Annotated in this window: 19 protein-coding genes; 5 read left to right on the forward strand and 14 right to left on the reverse strand. The window is 70.0% G+C overall.

All coding sequences use genetic code 11. From position 1 onward, the window contains the following. Positions 1–63 precede the first annotated feature (63 nt). From AKJ08_RS07060 to cyoE, 4 genes are read right to left on the reverse strand one after another with little or no spacing between them, the layout of a single operon-like run. Positions 64–642, reverse strand: coding sequence for a cytochrome c oxidase subunit 3 family protein (locus tag AKJ08_RS07060; protein ID WP_050725422.1), 579 nt, complete (start codon positions 640–642; stop codon positions 64–66). A gap of 13 nt (positions 643–655) precedes the next feature. Then, the gene (locus AKJ08_RS07065) at positions 656–1078 is read right to left on the reverse strand and encodes a DUF420 domain-containing protein (protein WP_050725423.1); all 423 of its coding nucleotides are present in this window, start codon (positions 1076–1078) and stop codon (positions 656–658) included. A gap of 54 nt (positions 1079–1132) precedes the next feature. Further along, positions 1133–1720 carry an SCO family protein gene (locus AKJ08_RS07070; protein WP_050725424.1) on the reverse strand — a complete coding sequence of 196 codons (588 nt, stop codon included), beginning with the start codon at positions 1718–1720 and terminating at the stop codon, positions 1133–1135. Beyond that, positions 1720–2604: a heme o synthase gene (gene cyoE / locus AKJ08_RS07075; RefSeq protein WP_050725425.1), complete on the reverse strand. Its 885-nt coding sequence runs from the start codon at positions 2602–2604 to the stop codon at positions 1720–1722. The genes AKJ08_RS07070 and cyoE overlap by 1 nt, the downstream gene beginning before the upstream one ends. 234 nt (positions 2605–2838) lie before the next feature. Here cyoE and AKJ08_RS07080 point away from each other — a divergent pair, with 234 nt between their 5' ends. Both AKJ08_RS07080 and AKJ08_RS07085 read left to right on the forward strand, forming a co-directional pair. Further along, positions 2839–4032, forward strand: a complete 1194-nt coding sequence (locus AKJ08_RS07080; protein WP_050725426.1) for an MFS transporter — start codon at positions 2839–2841, stop codon at positions 4030–4032. Positions 4033–4110: 78 nt separating this feature from the next. Next, positions 4111–4743 carry a carbonic anhydrase gene (locus AKJ08_RS07085; protein ID WP_050725427.1) on the forward strand — a complete coding sequence of 211 codons (633 nt, stop codon included), beginning with the start codon at positions 4111–4113 and terminating at the stop codon, positions 4741–4743. A gap of 15 nt (positions 4744–4758) precedes the next feature. On the opposite strand, the gene AKJ08_RS07090 is transcribed toward AKJ08_RS07085, so the two are convergent. From AKJ08_RS07090 to AKJ08_RS07120, 7 genes are read right to left on the reverse strand one after another with little or no spacing between them, the layout of a single operon-like run. After that, a complete protein-coding gene (locus tag AKJ08_RS07090) occupies positions 4759–5769 on the reverse strand; it encodes an ABC transporter ATP-binding protein (RefSeq protein ID WP_050727468.1) in 1011 nt (336 codons plus the stop codon). Next, entirely contained in the window at positions 5769–6815 is a 1047-nt protein-coding gene (locus AKJ08_RS07095) for an ABC transporter ATP-binding protein (RefSeq protein WP_050725428.1), read from the reverse strand. The genes AKJ08_RS07090 and AKJ08_RS07095 overlap by 1 nt, the downstream gene beginning before the upstream one ends. Further along, on the reverse strand, positions 6812–7618 hold the full coding sequence (locus AKJ08_RS07100) for a GspE/PulE/PilB domain-containing protein (protein WP_169788771.1): 807 nt from the start codon (positions 7616–7618) through the stop codon (positions 6812–6814). Before AKJ08_RS07100 ends, AKJ08_RS07095 begins: the two co-directional genes overlap by 4 nt. Before the next feature lie 13 nt (positions 7619–7631). Then, positions 7632–8723 carry an ABC transporter permease gene (locus AKJ08_RS07105; RefSeq protein ID WP_205624784.1) on the reverse strand — a complete coding sequence of 364 codons (1092 nt, stop codon included), beginning with the start codon at positions 8721–8723 and terminating at the stop codon, positions 7632–7634. Between the two features lie 8 nt (positions 8724–8731). Then, positions 8732–9724 (reverse strand): ABC transporter permease, encoded by a 993-nt coding sequence (locus tag AKJ08_RS07110; protein WP_050725430.1) that lies wholly within the window; start codon positions 9722–9724, stop codon positions 8732–8734. 3 nt (positions 9725–9727) lie between these two features. Next, positions 9728–11476 (reverse strand): ABC transporter substrate-binding protein, encoded by a 1749-nt coding sequence (locus tag AKJ08_RS07115; protein WP_050725431.1) that lies wholly within the window; start codon positions 11474–11476, stop codon positions 9728–9730. Next, complete coding sequence (locus AKJ08_RS07120; RefSeq protein ID WP_050725432.1) at positions 11476–12243, reverse strand: DUF4292 domain-containing protein; 768 nt, start codon at positions 12241–12243, stop codon at positions 11476–11478. The genes AKJ08_RS07115 and AKJ08_RS07120 overlap by 1 nt, the downstream gene beginning before the upstream one ends. A 77-nt stretch (positions 12244–12320) precedes the next feature. Between AKJ08_RS07120 and AKJ08_RS07125 the strand changes: the two genes are divergently transcribed. The 3 genes from AKJ08_RS07125 (at position 12321) to AKJ08_RS07135 (ending at position 14084) form a co-directional block, all read left to right on the forward strand. Beyond that, positions 12321–12719: a hypothetical protein gene (locus tag AKJ08_RS07125; protein ID WP_050725433.1), complete on the forward strand. Its 399-nt coding sequence runs from the start codon at positions 12321–12323 to the stop codon at positions 12717–12719. Positions 12720–12942: 223 nt separating this feature from the next. Further along, complete coding sequence (locus tag AKJ08_RS07130; RefSeq protein ID WP_240475463.1) at positions 12943–13629, forward strand: MotA/TolQ/ExbB proton channel family protein; 687 nt, start codon at positions 12943–12945, stop codon at positions 13627–13629. Continuing rightward, positions 13629–14084 carry an ExbD/TolR family protein gene (locus tag AKJ08_RS07135; protein WP_050725434.1) on the forward strand — a complete coding sequence of 152 codons (456 nt, stop codon included), beginning with the start codon at positions 13629–13631 and terminating at the stop codon, positions 14082–14084. Before AKJ08_RS07130 ends, AKJ08_RS07135 begins: the two co-directional genes overlap by 1 nt. 56 nt (positions 14085–14140) lie before the next feature. On the opposite strand, the gene AKJ08_RS07140 is transcribed toward AKJ08_RS07135, so the two are convergent. Genes AKJ08_RS07140 through AKJ08_RS07150 form a run of 3 tightly spaced genes read right to left on the reverse strand, consistent with a single transcriptional unit; the run spans position 14141 to position 16297 of the window. Continuing rightward, positions 14141–14782, reverse strand: a complete 642-nt coding sequence (locus AKJ08_RS07140) for a MaoC/PaaZ C-terminal domain-containing protein (protein ID WP_050725435.1) — start codon at positions 14780–14782, stop codon at positions 14141–14143. A 2-nt stretch (positions 14783–14784) separates the two neighbouring features. Continuing rightward, positions 14785–15234 (reverse strand): FAS1-like dehydratase domain-containing protein, encoded by a 450-nt coding sequence (locus tag AKJ08_RS07145; RefSeq protein ID WP_050725436.1) that lies wholly within the window; start codon positions 15232–15234, stop codon positions 14785–14787. Positions 15235–15244: 10 nt separating this feature from the next. Then, positions 15245–16297: an NAD(P)H-dependent amine dehydrogenase family protein gene (locus AKJ08_RS07150; protein ID WP_338062186.1), complete on the reverse strand. Its 1053-nt coding sequence runs from the start codon at positions 16295–16297 to the stop codon at positions 15245–15247. Between the last annotated feature and the right edge of the window lie 40 nt (positions 16298–16337).

Here is a 16337-nt window from a genome sequence, read left to right on the forward strand (position 1 = left end):
CGCCTCCTTCGGCGCTCCTCCGGGACGAGGGAGCAACCGTCGTGCCGGCTTCGGCTCCGCTGTTCAGAGCACGAAGCAGGCAAGGTGGATCGCGAGCCAACAACCGGCAAGGAAGTGCCAGAAGCGGGCGACGAGGCGAACGTGGATGGAGTCCCGGGCGTGGTAGCGCTCGCGCCGGGCTCCTCGGCGAAGCCACGCCAGCATTCCGATTCCCGCGAGGACGTGGGCCCCGAAGAGGGCCAGGAGGAGGCCGAGCACGCCCACCACGGTGGTGCTCCTGCCACCACCCGCGAGCGATACCGCGACGAAGAGCGCGGTCCCCACGGCGGCGAGGCCTACGGAGAGGAGCTCCGCCACGCCGAGGAGGCGGCGCATGCGCTCGAGGTGGGCCGAGAGGAGGGCCCGCACCGCGGCGAACATCGTGATCGAGATCGTGGCGATCGCCCCGCTCGCGAGGAACGGGAGGAGCTTCGGGAGGCGGGGCACCGTCGACACGGGCCATCCGGAGGAGCCGCTCCGCAGGATGCCCTGGAGCACGAGGAGGCCGGCGAACATCCCGGCGGAGATCAGCAGGCTGAGCCCGACCCCCATGGAGCGTCGGCCGTCGCGGTCGGAGTCCGGGAGCCGGACGACCTTCCCCATGGGTTACCCATCGCTAGAGGAGCAATGACGGCAGGTGATAGAGCATCAGGTAGACCGCGACCCCGGTGACGGAGACGTAGGCCCAGATCGGGAAGGTAAAGCGCGCGATCCGCCGATGGGGCTCGAAGCGCCCCGTCAGGGGGAGCCAGAGGGTCCGGAGGACCATGGGCAGCAGCGCGATCGCCAGGAACATATGGCTGAAGAGCACCGCCAGATACGCGACCTTCCAGACGCCCTCCACCGGGAAACGGGTGGTCCCGGAGATGGCGAAGCGGAGGAGGTACGACGCGAGGAAGACCGACGAGGCACCGAAGGCGCCGAGCATCAGCTTCTTGTGGCGCTCGCGCTTCCCCTGCTTGATCGCGCGGAGCCCCAGGAAGAGCAGGATCGCGGAGGTGCCGTTCAGGCACGCGTTGATCAGCGGGTGCAGCTCCATCGGCTTGACTCCTGGTCGAATGACAGCGGGGGCGCCGGGGCGATCCGGCGCCGATCACTCCGCGGCGACGGTCCGTGCGTCCTCGGCGAGGCGAGCGAGCGCCTCCGGCGTCGGCGCGTAGTAACCCCGGATCATGCCCTTCGCATCCACCAGCACGAAGTGCTCGCCGTGGACGATGTCGAAGGCGGTGGCCTCGGGGTCGTCGGCGCCCGTGACGCCGATCCGGAAGCCTAGCTCCACGGCCTTCATCACCTCGGCCAGGTCGCCCGTGACGAAGGTCCAGCGGGACGGATCCTGGCCGAACTTCTCGCCGTAGGCCTTCAGCACCTCCGGCGTGTCGTTCTTCGGATCCACCGAGAAGCTCATCAGGTGGACCTGCTCCTCCTTGGCCAGCGCCTTCTGGAGCTCCGCCATCTTGGCGGTGAGGGTCGGACACACGGTGGGGCAGCTCGTGAACACGAAGTTCGCCACCACCACCTTGCCCTCGAGCGCCTTGGACGAGAACGCCTTGCCGTCCTGGCCCGTGAGCTCAAAGGAGGGCATCGGATAGAGCGCCGGGAGGCCGGGCCGGTCGAGGGTGAGGAAGCCGATTACGCCGGCGATCACGGCCGACGCCACCAGCAGGAACGCGAGGTTGCGCATCACGCACCCACCATCAGCGCCGTGAAGATCGCCGCGAGGTAGAGGAGCGAGCCCCGCATCATGCGCCGCGCCCAGACCAGGCCGCCGTGGCGGAGGCCGTAGACGGCGTCGGCGAGGAACCAGACACCAGCGACGGTGGCGACGATCCCGTAGAGCCAGCCGGCCATGCCCAGCGGCAGCACGAGCAGCGAGACCGCGAGCTGGGCCACGGCCCAGGCCACCGTCCAGCGCTTGGTCGCCTCCTCACCGCGGCTGACCGAGAAGACCCGGTAGCCGGCCCGGGCATAGTCGTCCCGGCAGAGGATCGAGATGGCCAGGAAGTGCGGGAGCTGCCAGACGAAGAGGATCGAGAAGAGCACGATGCCCGGCAGGTCGATCGTACCGGTCGCGGCCGCGTAGCCGATCAGCGGCGGCAGCGCGCCGGGGACGGCGCCGACCAGCAGCGAGTCGGAGCTCATCCGCTTCATCGGCGTGTAGATCCACACGTAGCTGACCAGGGCGATGAAGGCGAGCAGCCCGGCGAGCGGCTCGATGGCGAAGGTCAGCACCGAGAGGGAGACGGCGGCGAGGCCGAGCGCGAAGGCCACCGCCAGCCCGGGGGAGAGGCGACCGGCTGCGAGGGGGCGCCTGCGCGTGCGGTTCATGAGCGCGTCGAAGTCGCGCTCGAGCCAGCAGTTGAGGGCGTTCGCCGCGCTCACGACCATCGCGGTGGCGACGACGACGGCCAGGGACGGGACCAGCGGGAGGCGATTGGGCGCGACCCAGAGGCCGCCCGCGGTGGTGAAAACCACCATCGCGGTAATCCGCGGCTTGGTGAGCGCCACGAGATCGCGGACGACACCCGCGCGGCCGGCTTCCACGCCCGCTGCGGCGACCGAGCTCAATTCTCCGTTCCTCCAAGGCCTTCCGCTCGTTGGGACACCGAGCGCGGGCGCAGAGTTATCGCTTCGACGGGATGTGGTCAAGGCAACCTGCTGTTATCCGTTGCACGGCCGGGCGTGACTTCCACCGCTTCGAACGAGTGAAGCCCGGGGCCGGCGCCTGTGGTATGGCCAACCCTTTGCCGCCGGTTCGACGGCAGGCGGCGCCCCCTCGCGCGATCGCTTCACGAGGAACGAATGCACCGGAGCAAATCGCCCCTTCTCGTCATCTTCCTCACGATCTTCCTCGATCTGCTGGGCTTCGGCCTCGTCATCCCGCTCCTGCCCTTCTTTGCCTCCGACCTGGGCGCAACGGGCTTCCAGGTGGGGATCGTGATGACTGCCTACTCCGGCATGCAGTTCCTCTGCGCGCCGCTGTGGGGGAGGCTCTCCGACCGGATCGGCCGGCGTCCCGTGCTCCTGGTGTCGATCGCCGGCAACGTGGTGGCGATGCTGCTCTTCGCGGCCTCCACCAACCTCGTGGTCTTCTTCCTGGCCCGCGCCTTCGCCGGTATGGCCAACGCCAACATCGGCACGGCCCAGGCCTACATCGCCGACATCACGCCCCCCGAGCAGCGAACCAAGGGCATGGGCCTCATCGGCGCCGCCTTCGGTCTGGGCTTCGTCCTCGGACCGGCGGTCGGCGGACTCCTCGCCGGCATCTCCCACGCAGCCCCCGCCCTCGCCGCCGCCGGCCTCTCGGCCCTCAACCTGGTCCTCGCCTTCTTCATCCTCCCCGAGTCGCTGAAGCCCGAGGCGCGGGAGGCGGCGAAGCTGCGCCGGGGCTCGCGCCTCCAGGCCTTCCGCGAGTCCCTCTCGCACCCCTTCCTTCCCCTCCTCTTCCTCCTCTTCTTCCTCACGACCGTCGGCTTCGCCCAGCTCGAGACCACCTTCGCGCTCTTCACCGCGAAGCGCTTCGGCTACGACGTCACCCAGAACGGCTACCTCTTCGCCTTCATCGGCGTGGTCCTCGCCCTGGTCCAGGGCGGCATCGTCCACCCCTTGCGGCGGTGGGCCGGCGAGGCCGCCATGCTGCTCGTCGGCACCGTGGGCCTCATGATCGGCCTCCTGGTCATCGGCCAGGTCCACACCTCCTCGGGCCTCGTGGCGGCCTGCGCCATCCTTGCCTTCGGCAACGGCCTGAGCTCCCCGGCACTCTCCAGCCTGGTCTCCAAGCAGGCGCCGTCCCACTCCCAGGGCCGGATCCTCGGCGTGAACCAGAGCATGGGCAGCCTCGCCCGGGTCATCGGCCCGCTCGTCGGCGGCTTCACCTTCGACCATGGCGGCGAGGTCGCGCCCTTCTTCGTGGCGGCCGGGATCCTCGGCGTGGCGGTGCTGATCTCCCTCCGGATCTTCCGCTCCAGGGAGCGGGCGCAGACCGCCGCCGCTTGACCTGCGACGCCCATTCCGTCAGGCCGAGGCGGAAATCCCGGGGCACGGACCTCGTTTCACTGTGGTAGGTACCCGCCCATGAAGCTCCTCAACGAGTGCCTCGCCGCCAATCGGGAGTGGTCCGCGCGCATGCGGGCCAACGACCCGGAGTTCTTCTCGCGGCTGCGCAACCAGCAGAGGCCGCAGCTCCTCTGGATCGGATGCGCGGACAGCCGCCTGCCTCCCGACCAGATCGTGGGCCGCCTGCCGGGCAGCCTCTTCGTCCACCGCAACGTCGGCAACGTCGTGGTCCACTCGGACCTCAACTGCCTGAGCGTGCTCCAGTACGGGATCGAGGTCCTCGGGATCCAGGACATCATCGTCTGCGGCCACTACGGCTGCGGCGGCGTCCGTGCCGCGATGGATCGGCGTGAGCTCGGCGGCGTGATCGACAGCTGGATCGAGCACATCTGCGACGTCCACGAGGACCACCGCGTCGAGCTCGACGCCATCGCCGACGTCGACGCCCGCGCCAACCGGCTCTGCGAGCTCAACGTGCTCGAGCAGGTGGCCAACGTCGCGCGCACCAGCATCGTCCGAAACGCGTGGAAGCGCGGCGAGCGGGTCAAGATCCACGGCTGGGTCTACGACCTCGCCGACGGCCTCGTCCGCGACCTGGCGATCCACGTCGGCTGCCCCGAAGAGATCCCGAACGCCCAGACGATCGGCTGAAGATCGAACCTTCGGTCAGGCCGCGACCACCCGGAGCTTGGCTCCGGTCCCGCCCGGCGTGTGGAGAAAGCAGGCGACGCCGTGGCCGTCGTCAGCCTGCGACAGCTCGGGGCACTCGCGCGTACAGCGCTCGCCGGCGTCCGGGCAGCGGGGGTGGAAGGAGCAGCCCGGTGGCGGCGCGATGGGGCTGGGCACGTCGCCCTCGAGGACGACGCGGTCGCGCCGCTTCGACGGATCGATGGAGGGCACGGCGGAGAGCAGCGCCCGGGTGTAGGGGTGCCGGGGGTCGGCGTAGAGGGAGCGCGACGGGGCGAGCTCCACCAGGCGCCCCAGGTACATCACGGCGACCCGGTCGGCGATGAACTCCACCGCGTTCAGGTCGTGGCTGATGAAGACGTAGGTGAGGCCCCGCTCCTCCTGCAGGTCGAGGAGGAGGTTGAGGATCTGGGCCTGGATCGAGACGTCGAGCGCGGAGATCGGCTCGTCGGCGACGACCAGCTTCGGCTCCACCGCGAGGGCGCGGGCGATGCCGATCCGCTGCCGCTGCCCGCCGGAGAACTCGTGGGGGTAGCGGTCCGCCATGTCGGGACGCAGGCCGCAGCGCTCCATGAGGGCCGCGACCTGACGCTGCCGCTCGGCGCCGCTGGCGAGGCCGTGGATGGCGAAGGGCTCGCCGATGATCTCCCCCACCCTCATGCGCGGATTCAGCGAGGAGTAGGGATCCTGGAAGATCATCTGCATCTGCCGCCGCAGCGGTCGGAGCTCGCGCTGCGACAGCTCGGTGATGTTGCGGCCGTCGAAGCGGATGCTGCCGGAGGACGGGTCGACCAGGCGCAGGAGCGTGCGTCCCAGGGTGCTCTTCCCGCAGCCGGACTCGCCGACCAGGCCCAGGGTCTCCCCGGCTTTCACCTCGAAGGAGACGCCGTCCACGGCGCGGACCCTGGCGACCTCCCTGCCGAGGACGCCGCCGCGGACGGAGAACGAGGTGCGGAGCTCGCGGACCTCCAGGAGCGGGGTCTCGTGGATCAAGCCGCCTCCGGGACGGGGTTGAAGCAGGCTACTTCGCGCCCCTGCCCCAGCGCGACCAGCGGCGGAATCTCGCGGGCACAGGCGGGGACCGCGCGGTCGCAGCGGTCGCGGAAGCGGCAGCCAGCGGGCATTCGATCGGGCGCCGGGACGACGCCCGGGATCGCCTCGAGCCTCGTGCCCTTGCCGCGGCCCGCGGCGCCAGCGGCGCCTGGGAGGGAGCGGAGGAGGCCTGCGGTGTAGGGATGGCGCGGCGCCGCGAAGAGCGCGGCGGCGGAGGATCGCTCCACCACCTTGCCGGCGTACATCACCGCCACCTGCTCGCAGCTCTCGGCGACGACACCGAGGTCGTGGGTGATCAGCATCACGGCGAGGCCCCTCTCCCGCTGCAGCTTGCGGAGGAGCGCGAGGATCTGCGCCTGGATGGTGACGTCGAGGGCGGTGGTGGGCTCGTCCGCGATGAGGAGCTCGGGATCGCAGGCGAGCGCCATGGCGATCATCACCCGCTGCCTCATGCCGCCGGAGAGCTCGTGCGGATAGGCGTCCACCCGCGTCTCCGGCGAGGGGATCCCCACCAGCTTCAGGAGCTCGATCGCCCGCTCCCGGGCCTCGGCCCGGCTCTTCTTCTGGTGCAGCCGCACCGCCTCGCCGAGCTGGTCGCCCACGGTGAACACCGGGTTCAGCGAGGTCATGGGCTCCTGGAAGATCATCGCGATCCGGTTGCCCCGGATCCGCCGCAGCTCGCGCTCGCTCTTGGCGAGGAGATCCTCACCGTCCAGGAGAATCCGCCCACCGGCGATCCGCCCCGGCGCCTGGACCAGGCCCATCACGGACAGGGCGGTGACGCTCTTGCCGCAGCCCGACTCGCCGACGATCCCTAGGGTCTGGCCGTGCCCGATCGCGAGCGAGACGTCGTCGACGGCGGCGAAGGTGTGGCCGTCGGTGCGGAACTCGGTCCGGAGCCCCTCGATTGAGAGGAGCGGCCCGACTGCCTCGCCGTCCGGGCGCGCCTGCTCCTCGGATTCGTCCGGGGCGAAGCCGGTCATTCCTTTACGAGCTCGTCCAGGAAGGTGGCGTCTCGGATAATCCCCTGGCGAACCAGGAGCGAGACGAGCGAGGCGAAGAGCTTCCAGGGCGGGACCGGCTGGTCGCCATCCTCGGTGCGCCTCGCCAGCGCCTCGATCCGCTCGATGACCTCGAGCTGGAGATACGCGATCTGCTCCGCCTCGGAGCTCGACTGGCTGGGCGGAGGAGGCGACATGTCGAAGAGGTCGGAGAGCTCGACCACGACCATGTCAGGCCCCTTGTCCTCCTCGGCCTCGGTCCCGAACTCGAACTGAGGCGCGTCCCCGAACATCGGGGCGGCGTTGGTCACGATCTCCGGGGCCAGTTGCAGCGGAGCGCCGTGGAAATAGTGCCGGAGCGCGGCGTCGATCGCGGAGACGGGCGCCGCGGCGACCGCGATGCTCATGCCGGTGCGGAAGCGGAGATCGTCGATGGCCTCGAGGTTCGTCGGATCGCTCATGGCGACGAAGAGCCGTCCGGGGCCGCGCTCGGTCTTCTGGAGGTCGAACGCCAGGAGGTTGTGCTTCTCGCAGAGGGCCTGCGGGATCAGGCCGATGATCTCGGCCGGGATCTCACGCGCGGTCACGTCCACCGCAGGGACGCCGAGCTGGCGGGCCAGCGCGCCGCTGATCCGGTCGTCGCCCGCGAAGCGCATGTCGACCACGATCTCGCCCAGCCTGCCGCCCCAGCGCCGCTGGTGGCCCAGCGCGGCCTCGAGCTGCAGCTTGTCGATCGCGCCGCTCGCGAGAAGCAGCTCTCCCAGCTTCACTCTCGTGGTTGTCATCTGCCGGACCATACTAGGAGCGGAGCCTCGGGTCCATCGCATCACGGAGACCCTCCCCCACCAGGTTGTACGCGGTGACGGTGAGGAAGATCGCGAGGCCTGGAAAGACGGTGAGCCACCAGGCGCCGCTCGTGATCGCGTGCTCGTAGGCCTGGGTCAGGAGCTCGCCCCAGGAGGCGGTGGGCGGCGGCGTCCCGAAGCCCAGGAAGGAGAGCGAGCTCTCGGTGAGGATCGCCCCTGCGAGACCGAAGGTGGCCGCCACCAGCACTGGGCCCATCGCGTTCGGGATCACGTGGCGGAGGAGGATCCGGCCGTCCGAGCCGCCGAGGGCCCGGATGGCGGCCACGTAGTCGAGCTCGCGAACCCGCAGGATCTCGCCTCGGATCAGCCGCGCCACGCCGGGCCAGCCGGTTAGGCCGATCACGAGCATCACGTGCCAGATCGACGGCCGCTCCACGATCCCCATGATCGTCAGGATCAGGAAGAAGGTGGGGAAGACCATCTTCACCTCGATCAGCCGGGAGACGAGCTGATCGATCCACCCGCCATAGAAGCCGGCGAGCGCGCCCAGCAGCACCCCGATGAGCACGTAGAGGCCCACTGCCACCACGCCCACGGAGAGGGAGATCCGAGTTCCGTGAACGATCCGCGCGAGGACGTCGCGGCCCAGGGCGTCCGTGCCGAGCCAGTGTTCGGCGGAAGGTCCCTTGAGGCGGGCGAGGAGATCGACGTCGGTGGGGCCGCGGCCGACCGGCGTGAAGATCGCCCAGTCGTCCGGGCCCATCGCCTCCCACAGACCCTCGGGATCGAGGCGGCGGAGCTCGGGCGTGCGGCTCGCCGGCGAGGAGAGGTTCGGGAGGATCCAGGTCTTGCCGTCGAGGTGGAGGACGATCGGCAGATCGGCGGCGATGAAGTCCGCGAAGACCGCCACCAAGGCGAAGCCAGCGACCAGCACGAGCGCAGCGACGTTGAGCTTCGACTTCAGGAAGCGATCGCGGATCGATCGCGTTCGCTCTCGCGTCGCCTTCTGCGATCCGGCAGGCGCATCGGCGCGCGCCTCCTCGCGAGGCGTTTCACCGCCCGTCGAGCGGGCTCGTTCGGACAAGGAGTCTCTCACTTCTTTCCGTAGGAGATGCGGGGGTCCACCACCGCGTAGAGGAGGTCGGTGACGAGGATCGCCAGCATGGTGAGGAGGGCCGTCACCGTGGTGATCCCCATGATCAGCGAGTAGTCGCGGGCGAGGATCGCCTGGAACATGAGCTGGCCCATTCCGGGGATCCCGAAGAGGCGCTCCACGATCACCGTCCCGCCGAGGAGGAAGGGCACCATGGTCCCCAGGTGGGAGAGGATGGGGATCAGCGAGTTCCGCAGCGCGTGCTTGTAGATCACCACGCGCTCGGAGAGCCCCTTGGCCCGGGCCGTCCGCACGTAGTCCTGGCGCACCACGTCCAACATGCCGGTGCGCATGTAGCGCGAGACGCTGGCGAGGGAGGCGTAGCCCAGCATCACCACGGGTGTCACGCCGTGCCAAAGGACATCGCGGATCTGGCCCATCGCCGACATGGACTCGTAGTCCGGCGACCGGAGCCCCTGCACCGGGATCCAATCCCAATACCGCCCGCCGCCGAGGAGGAGGATCGCGAGAGTCCCGACCCAGAACGAGGGGAGGGAGTAGAGGACGAAGAGCACGAGGGTGGTCGCGCGGTCGCCCAGGCTCCCCCGCCTCACGGCGCTCATCACGCCGAGGGGGAGGCCGATCAGATACACAAGGAAGAGCGAGGCCCCGCCGAGGGCCATGGTCACCGGGAGGCGCTCGGCGAGCTGCTCGCCGACGCTCCGGCCCGTGCGCCAGGAGGTGCCGAGATCGAGGGTCGCGAGCCTGCCGATCCACCGCCCGTACTGGACGAGGAGCGGATCGTCGAGGTGCATCTCCTTGCGGAAGTGCTCGATTGCCTGGGAGCTCAGCGCGTCCGCCTGCATCTCGCCGCCCATCGCCGCCGAGACGGGATCGCCGGGGGCCAGGTGGATCACCACGAAGGTGACCAGGGTGACTCCGAGGAGCGCGGGGATCATCAGCAGGAGACGCCTGGTGAGATACGAGAGCACGGTCTAGCGCGCTTCCTTTCGCAAGTCGGGCTTTCGCCAGTCGGGATCGATCCACATGTCCCGGAGCTGGAACGACTCGATCGGCGAGACGTAGACGCCGCTTAGGCGCCTGTGGAGCAGGATCATGCGCGGCGAGTGGAAGAGCAGCGTCTGCGGGTTGTCGGAGACCACGATCGAGTTGATCCTCCGCCCCAGCTCGGCGCGGGCCTCCGCGGAGAACTCGCCGCGGATCGCCTCGGCCAGGCGGTCCAGCTCGGGGTTCCGGTAGCCGGTGTAGTTCGACCCGCCCTGTATCTGCGAGGAGTGCCACGCGCTGTAGGGGTCGCCATCGATATCCATGATCCAGGCCATGATCCCCGCGTCGATCTCGTGGGCGCGGATCTTCGAGGAGAAGACCGACCACTCGAGCTTCTGTACCTCCAGCTCGATCCCCGCGCGGAAGAGCGCCTGCTTGTAGGCGAGCAGCATCTGCTCCGTGGAGGGTGCGCTCGGCAAGGAGATGGAGAAGCGCAGCGGCACGCCGTCCTTGTCGAGGATGCCGTCACCGTCGGTGTCGCTCCAGCCGGCGTCCGCGAGGAGCCGGATCGCCGCCAAAGGGTCGTAGGGCGCCTGCCTCGTGCCGGGATCGCACCAAGTCCCCTCGTGATAGAAGATGCAGTTCGCCTCGAGATCCACGCCCTGCCGAAGGGTGGTCCGGATGAGCTCGCGGTCCAGGAGCATCGTCAACGCCCTGCGGACCCGGGGATCCCGCAGCGCCGGACGCTCCACGTTCCACGAGATGAAGCTGTACTTCGCGTCGAAGGCCTTGAGGCGGTGGTAGGTCTCGAAGAGCCGGCGCTCCTGAGCGACCTGGACGTACTGCTCGGGGGTGAGGGCGAGGTCCAGGTCGAGCTCGCCCCGCATCATGAGCTGCTGGGCGACATTCGCCTCCTCCACCACACGGTAGACGACGCGATCCACGTGGGCCTTCGGACCCCAGTAGTCGTCGTTGCGCGCCAGGGTGATGGCCTTCTTCTCCTTCCACGACACGAAGCGGAACGGCCCGGTGCCGATGGGAGCCCGCATGAACGGCGCGGTGTTGAAGGCCGCGCCCTCGTAGCCCGCGAAGGCGTGCGCCGGGTACATCGGCAGCGAGGCCAGGTTCCGCAGAGCCCAGACATAGGGCTCGTTCCAGCGGAAGATCACGGTGTGGTCGTCCGGGGTCTCCACCCGCGCGAGGCCGGCGAAGCCGTTGCGATGGTGCGCCGCCCGAACCGTGGGATCGAGGATCCGGTCGATGGTGAACTTCACGTCACGCGAGGTGAACGGCGCCCCGTCGTGCCACCGCACGCCCTTGCGCAGATGGAAGGTCTGGGTGCGGTGATCCGCCGACTCCTCCCAGGACTCCGCGAGCTCGGGCACCAGGGGGTAGTCCGGGTGGCCGCGAGGATCCGGGCGGAGCAGCGCTTCGGTCACGTCGTGGAGGACGATCTTCTTCGCCCACCAGTCCGGATCGATCAGGTAGCCGAGGCTTCCCGGCTCGATGTTCAGACGGACCGTGATCGTCCCCCCCTGGACCGGCTCGCCCTCCTCCAGCCCCGGCGGGAGCACACCGTCGCGCCAGGGCTCGTCGATCCACTCCGGGAGCGGCGCCGCGCTCGCGAGCCTCGCCGCCCGGGCCGCCTGCTTCTCCTCCGGCGTTCGTCCGCGGGTGCAGGCTGCAGATACCAAGAGCAACAGGGCCAGCCCGACCCGGGAACCGCGCTTCGACATCAGGAGCCCTCGATTCGCGCGCCCGCCGGTGCCTGGAGGACGAAGTCGGAAGGCCGGGTCTCCGGGTTCAGCCGGATCTTCGTGTAGCGGAGCGTCACCTCCGACTTCTGCCGCGGAAAGACCAGCTTCACGGTAGTCGCGAAGGGCAGGCCCGGGAGGAGCTCCTCGTGGTCGGAGAAGAAGGCGTCGATCCCCGGCTCGCCACGGGTCTCGATCGAGACGAGGCGGAGGTCGCGGGTCCCCACCCGGACCATCTGCGTCACCCTGCCCCGCCTCAGGCGGAGCAGGTAGGTGCCGGTCTTCTCCTCCAGCTCCATCCGGACGTCGTCCGTCTCGAGGAGGGGGATCTGGCCCAGCATGGCCGCCGTATACCTTTCGGGCGGGAGCTCCACCGGGAAGATCCCGCGGAGCATCTCCGTCGACGCAGGCCCGGTGTGGAAGACGTTCGCCTGGGGGTCGTAGAAGGACGCCGTCTCGCCGTCGGTGGCGAAGGTCCCCCTGGCGATCCCGAGGAAGTCGGCGGTCTCCACGTAGATGGAGGCGGGCTTCTCGACCTCCACCGCCATCGAGAGGGTCCCGCTCCCGGCGGGGGCCTGGATCCCGAGCTTCCCCTGCCCCTCCAGGCCCGAGACCTCGGCGTAGCGGGCATCGATGGTGCGGAGCACGACGTCGGGATCCTCGAGGCGGCCCCAGGGACCGAACTCGAGGCGGTGGGCACAGCCGAAGAGGAGGGATGCGGCGATCAGGACGGGGGCGAGGCGCTGCATGGGCCTGCGATGGTACACTGCCCGCGAGGTTCGCGCCCCCCGATCCGGGGAGGCCCGTCCCCTTAGAGGTTTCCGCCGTGTTCGTCCGCAGCCCCGCGCGGCTCGCCGTCCTCCCCGCCTTTCTGCTCTTCTTCGCGTTCCTCGCCGCCTGCGGCGAGGACCTGGGCTTCGGCGGCGATCGCCTCGACGCCGATCCGCTCTACTTCAGCGCCCAGCGCTTCTACTGCCCGCCCAGGGGCCCCTCCTGCCCGCCCTTCGCCTGCGACGTGGACCCGAGCGGCAGGGTGGGCAACTGCGATCCCGGCTGCGCCGCCGACAACTCGACCGCCTTTCAGTACATGGGGCAGGACCGCTCCGCACTCTGCGTACCCGAGCGCTGCACCGTGCGTGCGCAAGGCGCCGCGCCGGTGTGCGACTTCGACCGCTGCGCCGACGATCACATCACGACCTACGTCTTCGAATTCAGCTGCCCGTAGGGTGGGCTCCGACCCCCGAGGACGCCGGATCCCTGCCGCCCTCGGACACGCCGCCGCGCGCGGGGCGTGAACTCTCGCTTCGCACCGGGCGTCGGCTTCCCTATCTTGGGGAGGATCGGACGCCCGCCCGGCCGCATGTGAGGGCCCAGGCGGGGGGAATCGGCCGCCATCGCCGCAGGTTGGCGCCAGCCCGAAGAACCGATCCACGCATCGGGAGGACCGTTTGGAGAACTTCTCGGAGATCCTGGCAGCGGCGAAGGGCGGCGGCGTCGCCATGGCCCTGATCGTGCTCTTCTCCCTCCTGGCGATCTTCGTCGCCATCGAGAGGGCGCTCGCCGTCTGGGGCCTCGCCGACTCCTCGCGCAAGCTCTCGGACACGGTGATCAAGTGCCTCTACCGGGGCGCCGTGGGCGACGCCCGGGCGGCCTGCGAGCGCTCGGGGACGCCCTTCGCGGACATCCTCCTCGCCGCCTTCGGCCGCCACGGCCGCTCGTCCCCGGAGAACGTGCTCGCCGCCGTCGAGCGCGAGCGGGCCCAGGTCGCGCTGCGCCTCCGCTCGCGCCTCTGGATCCTCGGCACCATCGGCGCGACCGCCCCCTTCGTCGGCCTCTTCGGCACCGTGGTCGGGATCATGCGGGCGTTCAAGGATATGGCGGCCCACCCCGGCGGAGGCTTCGCCGTGGTCGCCGGCGGGATCTCGGAGGCCCTGGTGGCCACCGCCGCCGGGATCGGCGTGGCCATCGAGGCCGTGGTGCTCTTCAACTACTTCACGGCCCGGATCGCGGCGCTCCTCATCTCCTTCAAGGTCTCTGCCGAGGAGGTGGTGGACCTGCTCTTCCACCCGCGCGCCGCCGATTCCGCCGAAGCGGCCCAGCCGCAGGCCCGCCTCGCGGCCGAGGCGAGGGAGTAATGGCGATGGGCCGAATGCCGGAGGACGGCGGGGACGAGCTCCAGTCGGTCTTCTCGGACATCAACATCACGCCGCTCACCGACATCTTCCTGGTGCTGCTGATCATCTTCATGGTCGGCGCGTCCATGGCGGTGGACGCGGCGGGCAGCGCGGCCGGCGGCGACCGGGGCGCCATGAAGGTGGACCTGCCCAGCGGCGCCGCGCAGGATCTCGCGCCGGGGAGCAAGGACGTGATCGTGGTGATCCTGCCAGACGGGAGGGTCGTCCTCGCTGGCCAGGAGGTCGCCGACGATCGGCTCACGGACGAGCTGAAAACGGCCCTCGCCCACTCGAGCGACTCGACGCTGATCGTGCAGGCGGACGAGGGCGTCCACCACGGGCGCGTGGTGGCGGTGATGGAGAAGGCCCGCGAGGCAGGCTTCACCCGCCTCGCCGTCGCAACCCGGGGGGAGTAGCGACCTCCGCCCACTCGGAGCCGCAGGGCCGGGGGGCCTCGCGACTTCCTTTCGGTCTATTTCCGAGCCTTGGAGCCGCCCGCGCGGGACGCCCGCTTCGGCGCGACTCCGCCGTCCATCGGCTCCGCCTGCCGGCTCTTTCCCGCCTTGGTCTCGGGCTCCATCCGAGGCAGCTCGCGCTCGAAGAGCTCCACGAGCGAGGGCCGGACGAACTCCTCGACCTCCTCGGGCGGCATCCCCATCCGATGCCTCTCCTCGTCGCTCGCGCTGTTGAAGAGCCTCGCGCTCGCCGTCCCCTTCACGACCAGCTCGCCCTTCTGGTTCTCAACCCAGAGCTCGAGGTCGACGTAATGCTCGCCGGCTTCCCGGCGCTTGTCGACGATCCGGCCCCTGCAGACCAGAGAGTCCCCGGGCCAGATGATCTTCACGAAGCGGGCCGAGATCCTCTTCACGGGGCCGGGCCGCACCCAGTCCGCCGCGAGCTCCCCGAGGAAGCCCATGGCCATCATCCCGGGCGCGCAGACCGAGGGGAACCCGCTGCGCTTCGCGAAGTCCTCGTCGACGTAGAAGGGGTTGTAGTCGTCGGTCGCACCCGCGTAGCGGGCGATCGCGACGCGATCGATGGCGGGCTTCAGAAGCGGCGGAAGCTCCTCGCCGATGCGGACGCTCTCGAAATACGGCTTCTTGGCTGCTCCCACGATCAGGCCTCCCGCAGCGGGGGACGGACGATCAACGTGCGCCGCGCCCGGTAGACCAGGTGGCCCTGATCGTCCCGCCCCTCATCCTCGACCACCACCACGTCCACCGGGCCGCCCGTACCGGGCCGCTCCGCCACGTCGGCGATCACCTCGATCACCTCGATCCGGTCGCCAGCGCAGATCGGCCGGAAGAGCTCGAGCGACTGATCTGCGTGGACGAGGCCCCGATCCTCGAGCCCGAGCGCGCGCTCGAGGTCGAGCGATCCGCGCAGCGTGATGGGAAACGTGGCCGGCGCCAGGAGCCCCCTGTGCCCCGCCGCCTTCGCGTGGTTTTCGTCGTGGTGAACCGGGTCTCCGATTCCGAGAGCCGCGGCGAAGCGCCGGATGGCTCCGTTCTCGACCTCGTTCCATACGGGCTCGCTACGGCGTCCGATCAAACCCCTGTCGAGCATCGGCACTCCCTCAACGTCCAGCAGGCAAGTCCAGCACCTCGATGATTCCAGCTTCGGCCGCCGCCACTCGCGGAGCCGCGTTCACAACCGCCCACGCCGTCGCCCGATCGCCCTGGATCCCGCCCGGGATGGCGAGCTCGATCGGCGGATCGGCGTCGACTCGGATCCGATCCTCCGGATCGGTCACGCCGGCGGCGAGCTCGAGCGTGAGGCGGATCACCTCCCGCCCCTCGTCGAAGGCCCGCGCAATCTGGCGGAGGCCCCGGATCCGCCCGGCGGCGATGGTCTCGTCTCCCAGGGTGATCTCGCGCTCGGCGACGACCGGCTCGAGCTCCTCCTCGACCTCGTCCACGGTGAGCCCGAGGCCGTCGGCGACCAGGGCACACGACTCGGAGAGGCCCACGTGCCCGAGCTCTCCGGCCTCGCCGCGCTCCTCGAACTCTTCCAGGGAGAGGCCGAGGCCGATCTTCTTTCGCAGCGCACGGCGGCGGGTGCCCAGATCCACCCGGCGGGTCGCCTCGACCTTGCGGACGTCCCCGACCACCGCGCCGAGGGTCACCACCAGGCGATCCAGGACGAAGCCCGGATTGACCCCGGTGCCGAGGATCGCGACGCCGCTCCGCTTCGCGGCCAGGTCGAGGGTGTCGGCGAGCTCGGGATCGACGAAGCGGGGAGCGGCGAGCTCCTCGCAGGTGCTCACCACGTGGAGTCCTGCACCGACCGCCGCTTCGATGGCAGGCGCCACCGCTTCGAGGGTCGAGCCGGTGCAGATCAACGCGACGCCGCCCCGCGCCTTCCGGTAGACGGCCGCAGGGTCCTTCTCGACCACCAGGTTGGGGGCCTCGGCGACCAGCTCCCGAAGCCGCGTCCCCGCCAGGGCCGGATCGACGACCCCGACGAGGCGCAGATCCGGATGCCGGCTGGCGTGTCCGGCGACGAGGCGCCCGATCTCGCCAAGCCCCAGGACGACCACGTCCAGTGGTGCCCCCTCGGGGAGGTCCGTATGACGGGAGGAGCCGCCGCCCTCCCCAGCCGCCGCTCTTCGTAGTCCGTCGTGTCGCACGGCACATCGAGTACCGCACGGGGAGCACGCGGATCAAGCG

Origin of the sequence: Vulgatibacter incomptus (assembly GCF_001263175.1) — a bacterium.
Classification (GTDB): Bacteria; Myxococcota; Myxococcia; order Myxococcales; family Vulgatibacteraceae; genus Vulgatibacter; species Vulgatibacter incomptus.